A 20366-nucleotide genomic window follows, 5' to 3' on the forward strand; every position below is an offset into this window, starting at 1 on the left:
TTAGATGAATTCAATTCCATGGCAAGATAAACCAGAAGGGAGTCCAAATGTTGTTTGGCGCTATTCTGAAAATCCAATAATTAAAAGAGATGCTATTCCAACATCTAATAGTGTGTTTAATAGTGCAGTAGTCACCTTTAAAGAAGGCTTTGCTGGAGTATTTAGATGTGATAATAAAGCTGTGCAAATGAATATTTTTGCAGGCTTTAGTAATGATGGTATTCATTGGGATATCAATGAAAACCCTATAGATTTTAAAGCAGGTGATGAAGCGCAGGTTTTAGGGGATTATAAATACGATCCAAGAGTTGTATTTCTAGAAGACCGTTATTGGATTACATGGTGCGAAGGGCATAACGGGCCAACCATTGGTATTGGTTATACCTTTGACTTTGTAGAATTTTTTCAGTGTGAAAGTGCCTTTTTACCTTTTAATAGAAATGGTGTGTTATTTCCTGAAAAAATAAATGGAAAATATGCTATGATGAGTCGCCCTAGCGATAATGGACATACCCCTTTTGGAGATATTTATATGAGCTATAGTCCCGATATGAAATATTGGGGAGAACACAGACACATGATGTCTCCCACCGCATTCAAAGATAGTGCATGGCAATGCACAAAAGTAGGTGCAGGGTCGGTGCCATTTTTAACCAATGAAGGTTGGCTTATGTTTTATCATGGTGTTATTAATACCTGTAATGGGTTTAGATACGCCATGGGTTCTGCAATATTGGATAAAAATAATCCACACATTGTGAAGTTTAGAACGCAACCTTACTTATTAACGCCGTCGGAACCTTATGAGCAAATAGGAGATGTTCCTAATGTAATTTTTCCATGTGCCTCTTTACAGGATGTTGAAGCCGATAAAGTAACCATTTTTTATGGAGCAGCAGATACTGTTGTCGCATTAGCCTTTGGTTACATAAGCGAGATATTAAAATTCACAAAAAATAATAGTATACTTTAAGAGATGAGATTAATAATAAACATAAATGGTTTCTTAAAAAAGAGCTTATGTTTTATAAGTCTTTTTTCTCTATACCTGCCGCTATCTATTTGTGCTCAAGATGTAACAAACCGTATTATTCCTAAAACCTATTCCGCAAATTATACACAGGAGCCTATTGAAATAGATGGTTTAGAATTAGAGAAATCATGGAAAAACGCCCAGTTTTCAGATTTGTTTATAGACATTCAAGGTGTTAAAAAACCAAAATATAATACCCGAGTAAAAATGCTTTGGGATAAAAATTATATTTATTTTTTAGCAACTATGGAAGAACCTCATGTATGGGGAACGTTAAAACAAAAAGATACTATTGTTTATTATAACAATGATTTTGAAATTTTCATAGACCCAGATGGTGACGCCCATAATTACTATGAATTTGAATTTAATACGCTCAATACACTTTGGGATTTATTCATTACTAAACCATATAGAGATGGTGCTTTAGTTTTAAATGGCTGGGATGCAAACGGTATAAAATCTGCTGTGCATATTGATGGAACTTTAAATAACCCGAACGATATAGATAAAAGTTGGAGTGTAGAAATAGCAATTCCTTTAAAAGTATTTCAAACATCGTATTATCAAATTATAGAGTTGAAAAATAAATTTTGGAGAGTTAATTTTTCTAGAGTCCATTGGGATTTTCAATTAGAAAACAATCGGTATTCTCGTAAAAAAAATGCGGCTGGTAAATTTGAGTCAGAATATAATTGGGTATGGTCACCGCAAGGCGTTATTGCCATGCATCAACCAGAAACTTGGGGCTATGTGTATTTTGGAAATGGAGATTCTAGCGATACTAAAGAATTTGTTATTCCTAAAGACGAGCATATCAAGTGGCTTTTATTCGATTTACATAGAGGTTTACTAGATAAAACAATAACACCTAAAAATATTGGTGCTACAAAATTAGTTTTAAAACAAAAAATAACCCCAATATATCAATCTCATGAAACGGGATATAATATTTGGGTTAAAAGTCCATTTACAGGAAATCAAATTATTATAAATGAAAGCGGTCAAATCATCATAAAATAAATCAAAATGAAACATAACTTATATCTTATAGTCATTACTTTGCTTATAGTGGTTTCATGTGCAAAGCAAAAAAACGAAGCGATTTCTAAAAAAGCTGAAGTTGTAGAGCAACCTTTTAAATACTGGGCTTGGTATGGTGCGGGTTCTGGAGTAGCAGACAGTATTCATAAAAAACAATTTAAAAAATATGCAGATAATGGTATAGATGCCGTATTAATTGATACCAGAGCTGATGCTGAATATTTATCTAAAATTGCACCTTTAGCTATTGAGGAAGGCTTAGAAGTGCATGCGTGGATGTTTACCATGAACAGACCAGGCGACACTACCGCGCTAAAACACCCAGACTGGTATATGGTAAGCCGAAGTGGTAAATCATGTTTTGATAATCGTCCTTATGTAGATTATTATCAATGGTTATCACCTAGTCATCCAGATGCACGCCAACATGTTTGGAATTTAGTCGAAGGTTTAGCAAAAGTAGAAGGTATTACAAGTGTACATCTAGATTATATTAGATATCCAGATGTATATTTGCCAGTAGGTTTATTACCTAAATACAATTTAATTCAAAATGAAGAATTACCAGATTATGATTTCGATTATTCTGATGCAGCTGTAGATAAATTTCAAAAGTTATACGGTCGAAATATAAAAGAAGTTGAGGTTCCTGCTATTGATATGGAGTGGAAACAGTTTCGATTAAATGAAATTAAAACAATCGTAGATGGAGCGTATGAAATAGCGCATAAAAATGGCAAAAAGTTAACAGCAGCCGTATTTCCATATCCTGAAATGGCAGACCATATGGTTCGTCAACGTTGGGATAAGTGGAATATTGACGCTGTACTTCCTATGATTTATAATAATTTTTATAATGAAGGTGTAGATTGGGTTAAATTTGCATCAGAGCAAGGCATAGAGGATTTGCAAGGTAGAAACACGCAATTACACACAGGGTTATACGTCCCAGAAATGACAGATAAAACCGTAGCTAAAACTATTAACGCGGCAAAGGAAAGTGGCGCAAATGGTGTTGCTTTTTTCGGTATTCAAGAATCTCATTTCAAAGTAATAAAAGCATCAAAATAGAAAAAGAATCAATGAAAAAAAGCTTCATTTATATAATTATTGTACTAGCATTTGTATCATGTGATCAATCTAAAAACTCCCAGAAAGGAGCTGAAAAAATGTTAGTAAATTATGTAAATACTTTTATAGGAACAGATGGCCCAGGAAATACATATCCTGGAGCAACAGTACCTTTTGGAATGGTGCAATTAAGTCCAGATATTGGTATTCCAGGTTGGGATAGAATTGCAGGGTATTATTATCAAGATTCTATAATAACGGGTTTTTCTCATACGCATTTATCTGGAACAGGTGCAGGAGATTTATATGATATTTTAGTTATGCCAACTAATTCTAGATTTAATAAACGTATTGAAGCGAATAATTTTAAACCCTTTTCATCCTTTAGTCACGATCAAGAAAAGTCTTTTCCTGGCTACTATACCGTAGATTTATTAGATTATGGAATAAAGGCAGAATTAACAGCAACAAAACGAGTGGGTATACATCGCTATACCTTTCCCGAGGATAGGAATAGTGAAATACATATTGATTTGGGATATGCTTTAAATTGGGATAAACCCACAGAGACCTATCTAGAAAAAGTAAACGACACTACTATTCAAGGATATCGTATGTCTACAGGTTGGGCAAGAAATCAAAAAGTATATTTTCAAATGCAATTCTCAAAACCATTTGATTCTTTTAACTATTTTAAAAATGATAGTTTAGCAGTGTACCCTGTAAAAGGAAATACAAAATTGGTGATAAAGTATAGCACCAATGAAAATGAGCAAATAATAATAAAAACAGGATTGTCTTCAACAAGTTGCAAAGCTGCGGCTTATGCTATAAAAATGGAAACTATAGGTTTCGATTTTGATTATCAGCAGGAGAAATCAACACTAATTTGGGAAAATCAACTTAAAAAAGTTAAAATAAAATCAGAAGACGAAGATAAAAAAAGGGTGTTTTACACCATGATGTATCAGGCTATGTTAGCACCTACACTATTTAGCGATTATGGAGGAACTTACAAAGCAGCTAATGATGAAAATGGTACTTATAAGGAAGGAACAAATCCAATAGCTAGAGCACGAGGTTTTCATCGTTATGATACTTTTTCCTTGTGGGATACTTATAGAGCAGCCCATCCACTTTATACCATTTTACAGCCTAAGTTGGTTCCAGATATGATAAAATCACTCTTGGCACATTATAGCGAAACTGGCGAACTTCCAGTTTGGTCTATGCAGGGGAGTGAAACCAATATGATGATTGGGTATCATGCCGTCCCTGTAATTGTTGACGCGTATTTTAAGAGGTTTAAATTTAATGCTAATGTTGCTTATCGGGCCTGTAAAGAAAGTGCTATGGTAACCGATAGGCAAATCGAAATATACATGGATAAAGGGTATATACCTGTAGATAAACACCATGAAAATTGGTCGGTATCAAAAACGATGGAATATGCTTATGATGATTGGTGTATAGCTATGTTTGCGAAAGATTTAGGAAAACTTGATGACTATAACTATTTTATTAAGCGGTCTCAAAATTGGAAAAACCTTTATAACGAAAAAAATTCATGGTTTCAGCCTAAAAATGAAAAAGGCGAATTTATAAAGCCATTTATTCCTAAAGAATACAGTTCGTATTTTTGCGAAAGCAATGCATGGCAATACTATTGGTATGTGCCCCACGATGTTGGTAAGCTTATTAAAAAAACAGGAGGCGCAGAACGTTTTGAACAAAAACTGGATTCTATGTTTTCCTACTACCCAGATCCAACAGATAAATTGCCTGTATTTAGTACAGGAATGATTGGGCAATATGCACATGGTAACGAACCAAGTCATCATGTAGCTTATTTATATAATTATTTAAAAACACCTTCTAAAACGCAAAAAATAGTTCGTAATATTTTAGAAAATCAATATAAAAATGAACCAAATGGACATTGCGGAAATGAGGATTGCGGACAAATGTCGTCTTGGTATATTTTTAATGCCTTAGGGTTTTATCCTGTAAATCCTGCGCAAGGGGTCTATCACTTAGGAGCGCCTTTGTTTAAAGAGGCGGTAATACAATTGCCAGAAAATAAAACCTTTAAGGTTATTGCAAAACAATATGCTCCTAGTAATATTTACGTAGAAAGCATTGCACTAAACGGAGAAGTTCTAGATAGACTTTATATCACTCATAAAGAAATTATTAAAGGCGGTGTGTTAGAATTCAAAATGACTAGCACACCAAATAATACGCTATTTAATAATGCTCGTTTACCTCTTCAAAATAAGATATATTAAAAATATGAAAGTTTTAAAATTTATATTCATTTTTACTGTAGTTTTTAGTTTTAATACTTGCGAAAATTCTAGTTCTAAAAAAGAAAAAGAAAAAGAAATAATTAAACCAGTAGTTATTTCTACATGGAACCATGGTTTAGAAGCAAACCAAATAGCATGGAACCTCTTAAAAAAAGGAGCAAAGGCACTTGATGCCGTTGAGGCTGGTGTAAGAACTGCAGAAGCAAACCCAGATGTGCAAACCGTGGGTTTAGGCGGTTTTCCAGATAGAGAAGGGAAGGTAACCTTAGATGCTTGTATAATGGACCATAACAATAATTGTGGTTCGGTAGCATTTTTACAACATATAAAACACCCCATTTCTGTAGCACGAAAGGTAATGGAAGAAACTCCTCATGTGATGCTAGTTGGTGAAGGCGCATTACAATTTGCTTTAGAACAAGGTTTTAAAAAAGAAAATTTATTAACAGGTAAGTCTAAAAAAGCGTATCAAGATTGGTTAGTAAATTCAAATTATAAGCCAGTGATTAATATAGAAAATCACGATACCATAAGTATGCTGGCGTTAGATGAAAACGGTAACCTTTCTGGTGCGTGCACAACAAGTGGTGCCGCATGGAAAATGCATGGGCGTGTTGGCGATTCGCCAATAATTGGAGCAGGCTTATTTTTAGATAATGAAGTTGGTGCAGCAGCAGCTACAGGGATGGGAGAAGCCATGATAAGAACAGCGGGTAGCGCTATGGTAGTTGAGTTAATGCGCTACGGAAAATCGCCAGAGCAAGCTTGTAAAGAAGTAGTAGAGCGTATTTATAAAACTTATAAAAACTCGCCAGATTTAGAGTGGTTACAAGTTGGTTTTATTGCCTTAAATAAAAATGGCGAATATGGTTCTTACTGTTTAAGACCTGGTTTTAATTATGCTGTACAAACAAGGTTTTTAGATAATCAATTAATTGATGGTAATTACTTTTTACCTTAAACATAAAACATGTTCAATTTAAGAATGCGTATTTAGAAAGGTTAATTGATAATTAAAAGAATTAAAATAGTTAATTACATATTCTTTTTTTTATTACCTATAATTGTTTAAGCTCTTTTTAGAGCTTTGTTATTAAGTGTATGCAGCGTTTTTTACATGATTAGATATTTTTTTAAATTCAAAAAGCAAATTAACATAGAAATAATGAAAAATATTTTAAACAGAGAGTTGTTCCTTTTTACAAGTGTTATTTTAATGTTGTTTTCATGTGAAAAGCAGGAAGAAACGGTTGAGGTTTTTAAAGATTTCACACAATACGTAAATCCATTTATAGGCACTTCAAATTTTGGAACCACTAACCCTGGGCCTATCGCAGTTCGTGGTATGGCAAATGTATCTCCATTTAATGTTGCAGGACCTAAAAACTTACCTTTAGAGAAAGATAGTCGTTGGTTATCTACACCATACATTAATGAAAACCCTTTTTTAACAGGTTTTAGTCATGTCAATTTAAGTGGTGTTGGTTGCCCAGAACTTGGCGTAATTTTAGCAATGCCTACAACTGGAGATTTAGAAACAAATCACTTAAATTATGGCTCAACCTATTCCGAAGAAAAAGCAACGGTTGGTTATTACACCAATAAAGTTGATAAATATAATGTAAAAGTTGAAGCCACGGCAACGACTAGAGTTGGGGTTAGTAAATATCATTTTCCTGCTGGAGATGCCAACATTCTTTTAAATCTTGGTTTGGGGTTAACCAATGAAGAGGGAGCAATGGTTAAAGTAGTATCTCCCACAGAAATTGAAGGCATGCGTAGTGTAGGTGCGTTTTGTTATTATAAAGCAGAAGAAGCATATCCTGTTTATTTTGTAGCACGTTTTTCTAAACCAGCCGATAAATTTGGTGTTTGGAAAAAACCAAGAACGTATAAAGGTGTTGAAGCAGATTGGATGACCTATAATAGCGAAACCCGAATTAAAGAAAATTACACAAAAGAAGTAGTTGGCGATAGTATAGGTGCTTTTATGCGCTATAATTTTGATAGTCCATCAACAATAGAAATGAAAATAGGAATATCTTATGTAAGTATAGAAAATGCACGTGAAAATTTAGAAAAAGAAACTGCTGATAAAAGTTTTGATAACATTCTTTTTGATGCTAAAAAAGAATGGAACACCTATTTATCGCGAATAGAAGTTGAAGGTGGCACAAAGGATGAGAAAACTATTTTTTACACCGCTTTATATCACACATTAATACACCCTAACACCTTAAATGATTATAACGGCGATTATCCTAAAATGAAAACTAGGGAAACATTAAAAACAGACGGTACTCGTTATACCACGTTTTCGCTTTGGGATACTTATAGAAATTTACACCAATTAATGAGTTTGGTATATCCAGAGCAACAATCTAACATGGTAAAGAGTATGTTACAAATTTATGATGAATCTGGATGGCTACCAAAATGGGAATTAAATGCTACAGAAACAACAACTATGGTAGGCGATCCGGCTGGTATTGTTATAGCAGATACTTATTTAAAAGGTATTCAAGATTTTGATGTTAACAAGGCTTATGAAGCCATGAAAAAGAGTGCAACAAAAATAGAAAACAACCCATTGCGCCCAGGTATAAAAGATTATATTGAAAAGGGGTATTTAACAACAACAACCGTTCATAGTGGTTCTGTTTCCACAACTCAAGAGTATAATGTTTCAGATTTTGCAATTGCACAACTTGCCAAAGCACTAAATAAACAAGAGGATTATAATACCTTTTCTGAAAGAGCGATCTCTTATAGAAAACTATTTGATAAAGAATTTAATCTCTTACGCCCTAGAAATCATGATGGAAGTTGGTTAACACCATATATTCCTGAAGCAGGAGCGAATTTTGAAAAAAACTTGGGGTTTATTGAAGGTAATGCTTGGCAATACACTTTTATGGCTGCTCATGATACTAAAGGACTTATTGAATTAATGGGAGGCCAAACTCCTTTTGTAAAAAGATTAGAAGAGGTTTTTGATAAAAACCAGTTTGACATGGCAAACGAACCAGATATTAATTATCCATTTTTATTTAATCATATAAAAGGACAAGAATATAAAACCGGACTAAAAGTAAGCGAATTATTAAAGAAATATTTTAAAAACACACCCGATGGGCTCCCTGGAAATGATGATACTGGTACCATGAGTGCCTGGGCTGTTTTTTCCATGATGGGGATTTATCCTGTAGCTCCTGCCGAAACAAAATACGCTGTTACCACACCTGTTTTTGATAAAATTACAATTCGGTTAAATAATAAATATTACAAAAAAGACGCAATAGTTATTAAGCGAGAAAAAAATAAAAATGGTAACATTAACAGGATTAAACTAGGTAATCGGGATGTTAAAGGATTTTTTGTTAATCATGCCGATGTTATTAAAACAGGTGTTTTAACTATTATTCAAGAATAATCTTTTATTATCTAAAAAGTATACGATAATCTTAAAATTGCTCTTCAATATTTGTTGTAAAAATACAACCTCTTAGAATCTGTTTTTTTTGTAAGGTTTAGTGCCGTATCAAAATAATGAGGAGAAAATAATCTGTGTTATAATCAAAACAAAATCTTAAGCATGTTTTAGATGTTGTTTTTTTATTAATTTAATGTGGTTCTCTAGAGCATTATGGAATATTATCTATAGCTAATAATATAGGCTCGTACTCCTTATTAAAACTGTTGTTTGTCGAAAAACTAATTCTTTAATAATATATTTTTCGTTTTTTTATAATTAATAATAAATTAACAAAAATTTAAACTAAACTGAATTAATTATGACAAAAAATGTACTTAAACTTCTGTTTGCTATCAGTATGCTGTTTTGTTACAGTATGCAGGCTCAAACGGTTGTAGGCGGAACAGTAGTTGATGCAAGTGGTATGCCGTTACCCGGAGTAAATATCACAGAGCAGGGAACCACTAATGGGGTTTCAACAGATTTTGATGGTAAATATTCCATTAAAGCGGGGTCTTCTTCTGTATTAATTATTTCTTATCTGGGTTTTGTAACTCAAGAAATTGTTGTTGGCAACCAAAAAGTAATTAATGTAACGTTAATTGAAAGTCTTGAGGCTCTCGACGAAATTGTAGTAACAGCTTTGGGTATTAAAAAGGAGAAGAAAGCCTTAGCTTATGCTGTGCAAGAAGTGGACTCTAAAACCATTTCTAGTGGTGCTAATCCAAATGTAGCAGCATCTTTACAAGGTAAAGCTGCTGGGGTAAATATTACCAATTCTGGTGGTATTGGAGGAAAACCTAGAATTGATATTCGTGGAGCCAGTTCTCTAAGTGGAAACGATCAATTACTTTGGGTTATAGATGGAGTGCCATTTTCTACTCAAGAATTCACATCCGATGCTGAAGATTTATTTGGAGGAAACTCTAATGGTGGAGGGTTTTTGGATATTAACCCTGATGATATTGAAAGTATATCTGTACTAAAAGGTGGTCCTGCCGCCGCATTGTATGGTGCACGTGGTGGAAATGGGGTTGTACTAGTTACAACAAAAAGTGGAAAGCGTTCTCAAGGTTTAGGAATATCGTACACGGGGTCTACTACATTTTCTGAAGCAGGTTTTTTTCTAGATAGACAAAATGAATATGGTCAAGGTACCAATGGAGTTTACGACCCCAGTTCTCGAGTAGCATGGGGCCCTCAGTTTGATGGGGTAGAAAGAGTTGCTTGGACAGGGGAGTTACTGCCTTACCAAGCGCAATCTAATTTATTGGAAGATTTTACAAGAACAGGAGTAAGTACAAGACATGCATTAAGCTTTACAAAAGGCGGTGAAGATGGCAATTTTAAGGTTCTTGTTAGTAAAGATGATACACAAGGTATTTATGACGGGCAAGCTTTAGAACGTTTAAATTTTGATTTTAAAGCGGCTTATGATATTAACCCATGGTTAAATATAGATGCCAAAGTATCCTACATAAATACCAAGGGTTTTCAAAGGCCAACCATTGGACGATATAGTTTTGTGTCGTTTTTTAATACAACTCCTGCTAATATCCGAACTCAAGACTTATCGCCAGGTTTTGTTTTTCAAGATAACAAGAACAAAGAAATTTTATACGGTCCTAGTGCTAATTTAACAGAAAATGCAAACGCTAATAACAGAAACCCATATTTCCTACAAGCGCAAAATTTTAATAATGATCAGCGTAATAGATCTTTTGGATATTTAGGGGCTAATATTAAGTTTTCTGATGAGCTTAGGCTTAAACTGAAGTATGGACTAGATACTTATAGATATGAGCAAATAAGTGGTTTGCGTTATGAAGATCAAATATTTTTTAATAACTCACCATCTATAAATACCTCAGAGTCTTTCTTTAAAGAAGAAAATGCAGAGTTTTTATTAAGTTATAACAAAGAAGTAAATGAAGATTTTACCTTTGGTATTAGTGCTGGTGGCAACCAAATGCGAAGAGGTATAGAATCGTTAAATGCTTTGTCGGGTAAATTGGATTCCGAAAGTACACTTTTCTTAAATGCAGGTACTAATATACAGGCTAATGAGCAATTTACAGATGAAGAAATTCACTCGCTTTATGGCTTTGCCGATGCGTCTTACAAAAACTATTTGTTTCTTAATGCTACCATTAGAAATGATTGGTCTTCTACGTTACCAGTAACAAATAATTCCTTTTTATATTCATCTGTTGGATTAAGTGCATTAATTTCAGAAATGGTTGATATGCCAGATTGGATAGACTATTTAAAGGTAAGAGGTACTTGGGCCGAAGTAGGTAAAGCTTCTACACCTCAAACTACAAACCCTACATTTAATGTCTTTTTAAGTAATTTTAACTTATCGCAATCAAACACACCAAACGAAGGGGTAGATCCTAATCTAGATCCAGAAATTTCCACTACTACAGAATTTGGATTAGAGTTTAGATTGTTTGAAAACCGTTTAAGCTTTGATGTTGCGTTGTATGATGAGCGTACTAGAAATCAAATTGCATCAGTACCTGTAAACTCAACAAGTCTATTGTCTAGTTTGCTTACCAATGTAGGAGAGATTTCTAATAAAGGTATAGAGTTGTATGCAAAAGTAGTACCTGTTAAAACAGAAGATTTTAATTTAGGAGTAACTTTAAATTTTGCGACCAATAAAGGAGTTATTGAAGACCTGCCAAATGAGACAGAGTTTTTTCCATATTTTACAAGTAATACCATTATAGAAGAAGTTCGTGGTTACGTAGGTGAAAAGTATGGTGATATTTATGGATTCAAATACCAAAGAGATGATGCTGGAAATGTAATAGTAGGTCAAGATGGCTTGCCTGTAACAACTTCTCAAAAGGAGAAAATTGGAAATATTCAAGCCGATTTCACAGGATCTATAGGTTTTAATGCGACCTACAAAGAACTGTCTTTAAATGCATTATTTGTAATGCAACAAGGTGGAGATATATACTCGTTAACAGAGGCTTCTGCAACAAGTACTGGTAATACTCCAAAAACAGTATCTCTTGGTAGAGATCCTTTTTTCACACCTAATGGTATTTTAGCAGATGGTAGTACAAACACCACAATAGTATCAGCTCAATCTTACTGGGGTACAGTGTCTAATATATCTGAAGAGTTTCTTTACGATGCTTCTTTTATGAAATTGGGAGAAATCTCTCTTGGATATTCCCTGCCAAAATCAATATTAAATTCTTTAGGTAAAGGTTATTTAAGTAATATTAGAGTTTCTTTAATTGGAAGAAATTTATTCTATCTTTATAGAAATACTCCAGGTACAGTACCTGATGCAGCTGTTTTTAATTCTTCGGTAGGAGGTCAAGCTTTTGATTTTTCACCTGTGCCCATAGAGAGAACATATGGGGTTTCACTAAATGTTAAATTTTAAAAAAAGAATTATGAAAAAACTATTAATAGTACTAACAGCCGGCTTTTTTATTACCACTAGTTGTACAGAAAATTTTGAAGAAATTAACACAAACCCTAATGCGGTTACGGCTCCTCAACCAGGGCAGTTATTTAATAGAATTGTAACTACGCCTGTTTTTGATTATCAACGTAATGTGAATTTATTTGCAGATTTTTATTCACAATATTGGGCAAATACCGTAAATAGTTTTGAGTCTGGACGTTACGAATATGTTGATGGATGGGCTGCTACCGGGTGGAATGCATTTTATGTAGACGGATTGGCTAATACCAAAACCCTTAAAAGGTTATATGGCGAAGATCCGTTTTACAGCAACCTTACACAAGTTTTAGAAATATTTGAATGTTCAGAATGGTCACGTATGATGGCTTATTATGGTGATTTACCTTATTTTGGAGTTGATTTTGCGTCAAAAGTACCATACAATTCTGAAAAAGAAATTTATTATGATTTATTTGAAAGATTAACTAAAGCTGTAAATGCATTAGATTCTAGTGCTACAGACCAGTTTGTAATGCCTAGTGAACAAGATTTAATTTATGCATGGGATTTAGAAAAGTGGAAACGCTTTGGTAACTCAATGCGATTGAGGTTAGCCATAAGAATATCTAATGTAGACCCAAACAAAGCACAAACAGAAGCTGTGGCTGCAATTAATGCAGGCGTCATGCAAAGTAATAATGATGTGGCTCATGTACCTGCTTGGGTAAATGGTTTTTATGATTATTTACGAAACATGGCACTATTATGGGATAATATTAGAGCTTCAAAAACATTTATCGATCTGATGTATTCTCAAACCTCCATCGAAGACCCTAGAGCGAAGATTTGGTTTAATTACAAAGCAAGCTCTCCCTTATTTGGTAGTGCGCGTTTAGAAGGTGTTGCCAATGGGTATAATATTTTACCCGCAGATGCTAACGATTTTGCAACAATGAATGAGAACACCACATACATAGGATTTTCTGGGGATGGTGCCGATATTGATCACTACCAACCTATAATGCTTTATCCTGAGGTTTTATTTTTGCAAGCAGAAGCGGCATTACGCGGTTGGACAAGTGAAGACCCTACAGCACTTATGCAAGAAGGTGTTAGGGCTTCTATGGAATTTGTTGGTGTAGATTCAGCAGATGCAACGACATACATTGATGAGCTTGCTCCTCTATCAGGATCTAAAGAAGAACAGTTAAAACAGCTAATGACACAAAAATATATTTCAAATTTTCCAAACGGACGAGAAGCTTGGGTAGATTTTAGGCGTACAGATTACCCAGATCTTACTTTACCAATTGATGGTGTAAGTAGTGCTTCAACGGTAAGTTCTGGTACATATGTTAAAAGAATTAGATACCCTGATAATGCCTTTAATTCAGAACAGGATATGTTACCTGCAGATCAAAATACAATAGAGACAAACCGTATGGATAAGAGGTTGTGGTGGGATACTGCTGATACTAAAACTAAGTCTAATGGGTTGATGAATAGTAATTTCTAAAAAAAATATAATGAAAATGTTTAAGAATATAAAAAAGGTAGCGCTAGTACTTCCCTTGATACTAGTATTGTTTACTGTATCCTGTGATAACGACGATGACGCCACAGGGCAGAATTTTGATATAGCACAATTGGAAGCAAAGATTTCTGAAGCTGAAAATTTAATAGCGGTATCAGTTGAAGGTACTAGTGCTGGAGATTTTCAGCCAGGATCTAAACAAAGTTTACAAGATGTTGTAAACTGGATTTATAAACGTATTGAAAGCTCTAAATCTCAAGCAGATATTGATGATGCAGTAGCTAAAATTAATGCAGCCATAGATAAATTTACCATGAGTACCGTTTCGGTTGCTTTTCCTTGGGTAAAACAATCACCAGGAGCAGGAATACAAATATCAGATAATATTAAACCAGTATTATTGGGAGCTTCAACAATAGAATTGCAAGTATATGTAGTAGATTTAAATCAAGCTGGATATTCTAATAATCTTTTTTCAATAGAATCTAACCCAGCAAATGGAATTACTGTTCGTTATTTTGGAAATGGGGTTATTGAAATTGTAACTGGTACAGGTACAGGTTGGCCAGTAACATCAGCTCCAGAAGGAACACTAAAAGGAGGCGAATGGGTTAATGTTGCCTATACAAATTCTGGTACCACACAGTCACTTTATATTAATGGAAATTTAGTGGCTACTCATGATGCTGTAATCGGAGCACCAGAAGCTTCTTTTACATTGGGTAATGGGCCAACGTGGACAGATAGGGTTTGTAATGCCGTTTTTAAAGAGTTTAAAGTTTGGGATTCTGTTTTAGATGCAAGTACCATACAAGCAAATATGGATGCTACATTTGATGGTACTGAGTCTGGTTTAGTATCTTACTTCCCTTTTGGTTCTAATCTCGGGAATAGTTTTGAAGATATAACAGGTAATTTTAGTGCTACAATTAATGGCGATGTTGAGTGGGTGCCAGAACCACCAGTTATAATTTTAGATTATACAGATATTGACGCCTCTATACAAGAAATGGCCAATTTTAAAGAAACCATAGTAGAAGGAGATCTGGATGGTGATTATCCAATAGGTACTCTAAATTATATCGATACATTATTAGCCAATGCTAATGACGTTAGAGCAAATGAAGGAAGACAAACCGCTTTAGACGATACTGCTAGTGCATTAAAAGAATCCATTAAGCTTATAAATGCAAATTTAGTAGGTCCTGCTCAAGGGATTTATGTTGATAGAGATAATCCTGATGCTGTTGGTTTTAGAATTACGCCAAACTACACACCTCAAGGCGATTATACTGTTGAATTTGATTTAAAACTAAAAACCTTACAAATGGGAGGTTCAGGAGAGATTTTTGGTAATGGAAGTTTAGGCTTAAGAGTTTTTGGTTATACAGAGCCAACTGAAGAAGAGGTATTTGCTTCCGGAGGTTTATGGAATTTTACTCTTATTGGAGGTTATGTTGGTCCAGAAGCACCAGCGTTATCTGTTAAATCACAAATCTGGCAGCATGTAGCCGTAGTTCATGACAATACAGCAATGACAACCACTATATATGTAGATGGTGAAATGGTTGGCCAATCAACAGAAATTGGTGTGCCAGATGTTTCTGGATGGGGAGAAATTTGGTTAGGAAATTCTTGGGGCGCTAAAATGAATGGTTCTATTAAAGACTTTAGAATTTGGGACGAAGCGCGTTCTGTAGGGCAATTGGATGCCGATATAGATGGTACCGAAGGTAATCTTCAAATTTATTTTCCTCTAAACATAGTAAAAGGTGTTGAGTTTAGTGATGAAACTGGTAACTATAAAGGAGAAATGCAAGGTATTGTTTGGAATAATTAGTATATTTTTAAGAAATATCTTAGATTGATTTTAAGTGGTAGGTATATTAATTATATCTACCACTTTTTTATGTGAAAAAACTAATAAACAACACGTTTATTCAAACTATTTATAAGGTAAAATAAAGGAACTATATTTATGTTTTACAGGAGTAAAAATGCTATTAATAGTGCATAGGAAGAAGAAAATCGGGCTTTAATATAGCTCAATATATTGAACCTTTAGTTTTAGGTTTTTATATAATTAAAATTCGATTTTTTACGTATTGATTGAAGGATTGGTGTTTAAGAATGATAACGATCGAAAACTGAAACTCTATCTTCTTGGTCTTTTATGGTTTTCTCTGAAGAACCATTTAGTTGATTCTTATTAATTACAAAAACTCCTTTTAGCTCTCTAAATAAGCGGACATTTTAGCCTTTAAAAACGATTCTATGACTCGTTTGAACATCATTTTTATTTACTTTCTAAGTATTCTTTGTTCTTAATTTTGCCTACTAAGATTTTCAATAGTTTAATAATAGGCAAAAAAGTAAAAATATTTTTTTGCCTATTATTTTTAAAATCATTGATTTAAGTTTGAGTGAAGCCACAAAATATTATGCAGTCTATTAAAGGGAAATATATAAATTATACCGTCCAACCAGCGTTGTTTCTTTTTTATAGGTATTAAGTACTAAATTAATTTTAACATAACAATTATTAGTATAGTTCTTAATTATTAGCATAGTTTTCAAACATCTCTATGGCTTTGTATAGCACACCAGCCGAACCGCGAAAGGTTCCAGATCCTTCTGGCTCGTTATTAACCGTGTACCATTCGTAAAAGCCATTATTGTCTTTTACTCTTTTTACCATAGGTTGTATGTGTTGGTATGCTTCTTTAATAAAACCGTTCTTTATTAATTGTTGAATCATACGACCACCAAACCAAGTCCAGTCGCCGCCATTTTGATAACCATAAGGGTACATGCCTTTATTTTCAAAAGAACCTTCAGGGTAGGGTGGGTACAATGTTAAACCAATAGAGCCTGCTCCCGATGCTTTTACGTTAGCAATCATTTTTTCTAAAGATACTTTTATTTGCTCTTTAGAAAGTAAACCTGCTTCAATAGCAATTGCGGTGCCTCCGTGGTAATAAATTTCATTTTCATTGAAATCACTTGGGTATGGCGAACCATCAAGATACACGTGAGGAATAAATTTTTGATTTTTTTCATCCCATAAATGTTTCATAACATTTTTTGCCATGTCATCTCTAATAGGTTGCCATTTTGCTTTTAATGATGGCACCATTTCCATTAAATTTTCTAGCGCAATTAACATCATGCCGTTATCATAAATATCTAAAGTATATTTGGTGTCTTCTGTTATATACACTCCCCAAGGATGCGTGTGTTGTACATCGCCCCAATCGGCAGTAGTTGCACCCCAAATAAGATTGTATTTGTCACTCCATCTTTTATTTATTAAAAATTTCATGGACCATTCTAAACGTTCTGCAACCGTTTTATCTCCTATCTTTTCATTAAGAAAAGCAGTATCATTTGTTTTTTTTACATATTTATAAACAGCTTGCACTAATGATGATTCATGGTCTGTTTCAACATCGTTTTTTTGTCCAGCGTAGTTTGGTTCTAATTCACTAAAAATATACGTGTAACCGTCTGCTGTTTGTACGGCTTTTTCTTTAGGGATAAAACCATCTACTATATTACCATCATTTCTTTGCAACCGCATAAAAACACGAAGATTTTCTTTTAGCGCTTCTTTAGGAAATACCTCGGCAGAAAGTTCTATAAATGTATTATAATCGCGTATCCATACCTCTCCATAACCATCACCAGCATTAAAACCAGTTTTCACAACTTCGAGTGCTTTGGCTTTTGTGAATTTAAAATCGTCGTTCAATTGTATTTGCTGTTTTAATTCCGATTGTTCTTTTTTTGAGTTTACACAGCTACAAAGCATTAGAACGATGCTACATATTTTTAAGAATTTCATATTTAATTATTTTATTTTAAAGTTTATTTTATAATGCAACATAAATGGTCGAAATTGTAATCTACAGAAGCTCGAATGCAGGCAAAACTTTTTGGTAAAACGTATCATCAAATAAAACACCATCCACTTTAGCGGTGTGGGTTAGTGTATGTATTGCTTTTTTTATATCATAGTCTATGTTTTGATAATCAATGTGTTGTTTGAAGTTGTTTTCAGTTTTAAAGTCTTAATATTTCATGACCTCGCTATCCAGCATAGATTGTATAATTTTGGACTCCCTTTGAGGAGATTCTCCCGTACTACTAAAGACTACATTATAGCCTAGTTTTTCTGCTTTCTTTTCAATACGTCTTGCTATTTGCACAAAGAAAGTATCTGAAATGTTGAGTGAAATTATACTAATGATATTTCTTTTTTCTAAACTAAGACTTATTTCTCAAGTAAGTAATTTAGTTTAACTGGTTAAAAGAATTTATGAATAATTTTATTAGCCATTATTTTTGAGTGATTTCTGAAGCTTCCTTCTGCATTAAATTAATGGCTTTTCCTAATGCACCCGCTGCACTAAGAAATGTATTTGAACCATGAGGTTGATGGTCAAGAACAGAATACCATTCATAAAAACCTTTATTTTTAATGACTCTATCTAGAAAAGAACTTATTTCTTGATAGGCTAAATCTAGGTGACCTGTTTTAATCATAGCTTCAATGGTACGACCACCCCACCAAGTCCAATCGGCTGTATTTACATATATATATGGTTTTGTATCTCTGTTAGCAAAACTTTTATAGGGGTAAGGCGGGTAGTTTATAACAGCAATAGTCATGGCTCCAGATAAATCTTTTATAGCCAGCATTTTTTTATAACAAGCTTCTATTTCATCATCATTTAAAAAACCGGCTAAAATACCATATACCGTACCGCCTAAATAATATATTTCCTCTTCATCAAATCCTGAAAATGGAGAATCTTCTAGGTATTTATGAGGTATAAATTTTTGTCGTTTTTCATCCCATAAATGTTTTCTAACATTTGTTTTTATGGATTCCTTTTCGGCTGTCCAAAATTTATATTTTTCTTGGTCTTGCTTAATCCATTTTAAATATTCGTTTATGGCCATTACATAAATGGCATTATCATAAACGTCTACACACCAATGCGTATCCTCGGTAACAAATACGCCCCAAATAGTTTCTGGCTGTACATCTGTCCAGTCTATTGTGGTTGCTCCTTTAATAAGACCAAATTTTTTAGAATACATATTCTCTTTTAGGAAATTAAGTGCCATTGCGCAGCGTTCAAGAACTGTTTTTCCGTTTTTATTTAAATTAAGTATTTCTGTATCTCCGGTAACGTTAATATATCTTGCAATAGCCAGAATTAACGATGCTTCTTGATCTGTTTCTACGGTGTTTTTATGACCTTTATAATTTGGAGCGGTTTTGGAATATCTATATTCGTAACCACCTTCATTTTTTAATTCGGTATAGCCATCAATAATATTACCATCTTCGCCTTGAAAATCAAAAAACAATAGCAACCGTTCTTTAATTACGTCTGGCGAGTTTACTTCTAAAGCAACTTCTATGAATGTCGCAAAATCTCTTATCCAAGTTTCGGCATAGTTACTGCCAGCTTGAAACCTTCCATCTTCTGGCTTTAATGTTTTTTTAGCTTTCGCCAAAACACTATCTAAGCGGTTATCTGCTTGAATGGCTTCTGCCAATTCTAGTTTAGGGTTTCTTTCTATTTTGGTTTCATTTTTATGGTCTAAGCAAGACATTAAACAAAATAGTAATGTGATTGCTACTATTGATTTATACATAATATTAAAAAATTAGTGTTTTTTACTCAAAATACCTTGGTACTGTGCAAAGTCCTCCATCTACTGTTATATCTTCTCCTGTTATAAAACCAGCTTCGTCTGAGGCTAGAAAAACGGCAGTCATGGCTACTTCTTCAGATTTGCCTAAGCGGAGCATAGGCGCTTGATTGATGCTTCCTTTTAAAAACTGTTCCCCTTCTTCCTCAACTCTTTTTTGATTCATTGGGGTTAAAATAGCTCCCGGAGAAATACTGTTAAACCTTATGTTATTACTTCCAAATTGTCCAGCTAGTTGGTTGGTCATTGATAATAGCCCTCCTTTTGCAGCGGCATAAGCAGTCCAGTCATCCCAACTTCTATGTGCTTGTGTAGACGATATGTTTATAACACTTCCTTGTTTTACTGAAAGCATATGTGGTAAACAGGCTTTAATACAACGAAATGCACCTTTAAGGTTAATATTCATAAGTTTGTCCCAATCTTCCTCAGGCATATTGGTAATTGTTCCAGGAATGGCTACCGCAGCATTATTTACAAGAATGTCAATTTTTCCAAATTTTTCAATACAGGTATTAACCATGGTATTTACAGAATTGGTATCTCCAATATCACATAATAAAGTTGAAATATTGTTATTATTTTCTAATAAAAGATTTGCTTCTTGTGTACATTTTTCTTCATTAATATCAGTCATTACAACCATAGCGCCTTCTTTGGCCAATGCTTTGCTTATAGCAAGTCCAATACCATCTGCAGCGCCTGTAACTATGGCAACTTTATCTTTTAAACGATTCATG

At 33.8% G+C, this 20366-nt stretch carries 13 protein-coding genes; 9 read left to right on the plus strand and 4 right to left on the minus strand.

All coding sequences use genetic code 11. From position 1 onward, the window contains the following. Positions 1 to 4: 4 nt before the first annotated feature. The 9 genes from FQU21_RS11120 to FQU21_RS11160 all read left to right on the plus strand — a co-directional run bounded on the left by FQU21_RS11120 (position 5) and on the right by FQU21_RS11160 (position 15739). On the plus strand, positions 5 to 973 hold the full coding sequence (locus tag FQU21_RS11120) for a glycoside hydrolase family 130 protein (RefSeq protein ID WP_147678079.1): 969 nt from the start codon (positions 5 to 7) through the stop codon (positions 971 to 973). A 3-nt stretch (positions 974 to 976) separates the two neighbouring features. Next, positions 977 to 2056, plus strand: coding sequence for a carbohydrate-binding family 9-like protein (locus FQU21_RS11125; protein WP_147678080.1), 1080 nt, complete (start codon positions 977 to 979; stop codon positions 2054 to 2056). A gap of 6 nt (positions 2057 to 2062) precedes the next feature. Next, positions 2063 to 3148 (plus strand): glycoside hydrolase family protein, encoded by a 1086-nt coding sequence (locus FQU21_RS11130; protein WP_147678081.1) that lies wholly within the window; start codon positions 2063 to 2065, stop codon positions 3146 to 3148. Between the two features lie 11 nt (positions 3149 to 3159). Next, positions 3160 to 5436 carry a GH92 family glycosyl hydrolase gene (locus FQU21_RS11135; RefSeq protein WP_147678082.1) on the plus strand — a complete coding sequence of 759 codons (2277 nt, stop codon included), beginning with the start codon at positions 3160 to 3162 and terminating at the stop codon, positions 5434 to 5436. A gap of 4 nt (positions 5437 to 5440) precedes the next feature. Then, complete coding sequence (locus tag FQU21_RS11140) at positions 5441 to 6418, plus strand: isoaspartyl peptidase/L-asparaginase family protein (RefSeq protein WP_147678083.1); 978 nt, start codon at positions 5441 to 5443, stop codon at positions 6416 to 6418. Positions 6419 to 6673: 255 nt separating this feature from the next. Beyond that, complete coding sequence (locus tag FQU21_RS11145; protein WP_246124826.1) at positions 6674 to 8890, plus strand: GH92 family glycosyl hydrolase; 2217 nt, start codon at positions 6674 to 6676, stop codon at positions 8888 to 8890. 361 nt (positions 8891 to 9251) lie between these two features. Then, the gene (locus FQU21_RS11150; protein WP_147678085.1) at positions 9252 to 12341 is read left to right on the plus strand and encodes a SusC/RagA family TonB-linked outer membrane protein; all 3090 of its coding nucleotides are present in this window, start codon (positions 9252 to 9254) and stop codon (positions 12339 to 12341) included. 10 nt (positions 12342 to 12351) lie between these two features. Continuing rightward, a complete protein-coding gene (locus FQU21_RS11155) occupies positions 12352 to 13881 on the plus strand; it encodes a SusD/RagB family nutrient-binding outer membrane lipoprotein (protein ID WP_187269369.1) in 1530 nt (509 codons plus the stop codon). 16 nt (positions 13882 to 13897) lie between these two features. Next, the gene (locus tag FQU21_RS11160; protein WP_187269370.1) at positions 13898 to 15739 is read left to right on the plus strand and encodes a LamG domain-containing protein; all 1842 of its coding nucleotides are present in this window, start codon (positions 13898 to 13900) and stop codon (positions 15737 to 15739) included. A gap of 714 nt (positions 15740 to 16453) precedes the next feature. On the opposite strand, the gene FQU21_RS11165 is transcribed toward FQU21_RS11160, so the two are convergent. From FQU21_RS11165 to FQU21_RS11175, 4 genes are all read right to left on the minus strand, one after another. After that, positions 16454 to 17743: a glucosidase family protein gene (locus FQU21_RS11165; protein WP_147678088.1), complete on the minus strand. Its 1290-nt coding sequence runs from the start codon at positions 17741 to 17743 to the stop codon at positions 16454 to 16456. A 226-nt stretch (positions 17744 to 17969) separates the two neighbouring features. Further along, positions 17970 to 18107, minus strand: coding sequence for a hypothetical protein (locus FQU21_RS17455; protein WP_187269371.1), 138 nt, complete (start codon positions 18105 to 18107; stop codon positions 17970 to 17972). 130 nt (positions 18108 to 18237) lie between these two features. Continuing rightward, positions 18238 to 19569 carry a glucosidase family protein gene (locus FQU21_RS11170; RefSeq protein ID WP_147678089.1) on the minus strand — a complete coding sequence of 444 codons (1332 nt, stop codon included), beginning with the start codon at positions 19567 to 19569 and terminating at the stop codon, positions 18238 to 18240. Between the two features lie 22 nt (positions 19570 to 19591). Continuing rightward, entirely contained in the window at positions 19592 to 20365 is a 774-nt protein-coding gene (locus FQU21_RS11175; RefSeq protein WP_147678090.1) for an SDR family NAD(P)-dependent oxidoreductase, read from the minus strand. Between the last annotated feature and the right edge of the window lies 1 nt (position 20366).

It is taken from the genome of Algibacter pacificus, from assembly GCF_008033385.1.
Classification (GTDB): domain Bacteria; phylum Bacteroidota; class Bacteroidia; order Flavobacteriales; family Flavobacteriaceae; genus Algibacter; species Algibacter pacificus.

Bases quoted from the DNA above. Each gene is read 5' to 3' on its own strand.
- FQU21_RS11120 (WP_147678079.1), top strand. From the start codon at position 5: ATGAATTCAATTCCATGGCAAGATAAACCAGAAGGGAGTCCAAATGTT.
- FQU21_RS11125 (WP_147678080.1), top strand. From the start codon at position 977: ATGAGATTAATAATAAACATAAATGGTTTCTTAAAAAAGAGCTTATGT.
- FQU21_RS11130 (WP_147678081.1), top strand. From the start codon at position 2,063: ATGAAACATAACTTATATCTTATAGTCATTACTTTGCTTATAGTGGTT.
- FQU21_RS11135 (WP_147678082.1), top strand. From the start codon at position 3,160: ATGAAAAAAAGCTTCATTTATATAATTATTGTACTAGCATTTGTATCA.
- FQU21_RS11140 (WP_147678083.1), top strand. From the start codon at position 5,441: ATGAAAGTTTTAAAATTTATATTCATTTTTACTGTAGTTTTTAGTTTT.
- FQU21_RS11145 (WP_246124826.1), top strand. From the start codon at position 6,674: ATGTTGTTTTCATGTGAAAAGCAGGAAGAAACGGTTGAGGTTTTTAAA.
- FQU21_RS11150 (WP_147678085.1), top strand. From the start codon at position 9,252: ATGACAAAAAATGTACTTAAACTTCTGTTTGCTATCAGTATGCTGTTT.
- FQU21_RS11155 (WP_187269369.1), top strand. From the start codon at position 12,352: ATGAAAAAACTATTAATAGTACTAACAGCCGGCTTTTTTATTACCACT.
- FQU21_RS11160 (WP_187269370.1), top strand. From the start codon at position 13,898: ATGTTTAAGAATATAAAAAAGGTAGCGCTAGTACTTCCCTTGATACTA.
- FQU21_RS11165 (WP_147678088.1), bottom strand. From the start codon at position 17,743: ATGAAATTCTTAAAAATATGTAGCATCGTTCTAATGCTTTGTAGCTGT.
- FQU21_RS11170 (WP_147678089.1), bottom strand. From the start codon at position 19,569: ATGTATAAATCAATAGTAGCAATCACATTACTATTTTGTTTAATGTCT.
- FQU21_RS11175 (WP_147678090.1), bottom strand. From the start codon at position 20,365: ATGAATCGTTTAAAAGATAAAGTTGCCATAGTTACAGGCGCTGCAGAT.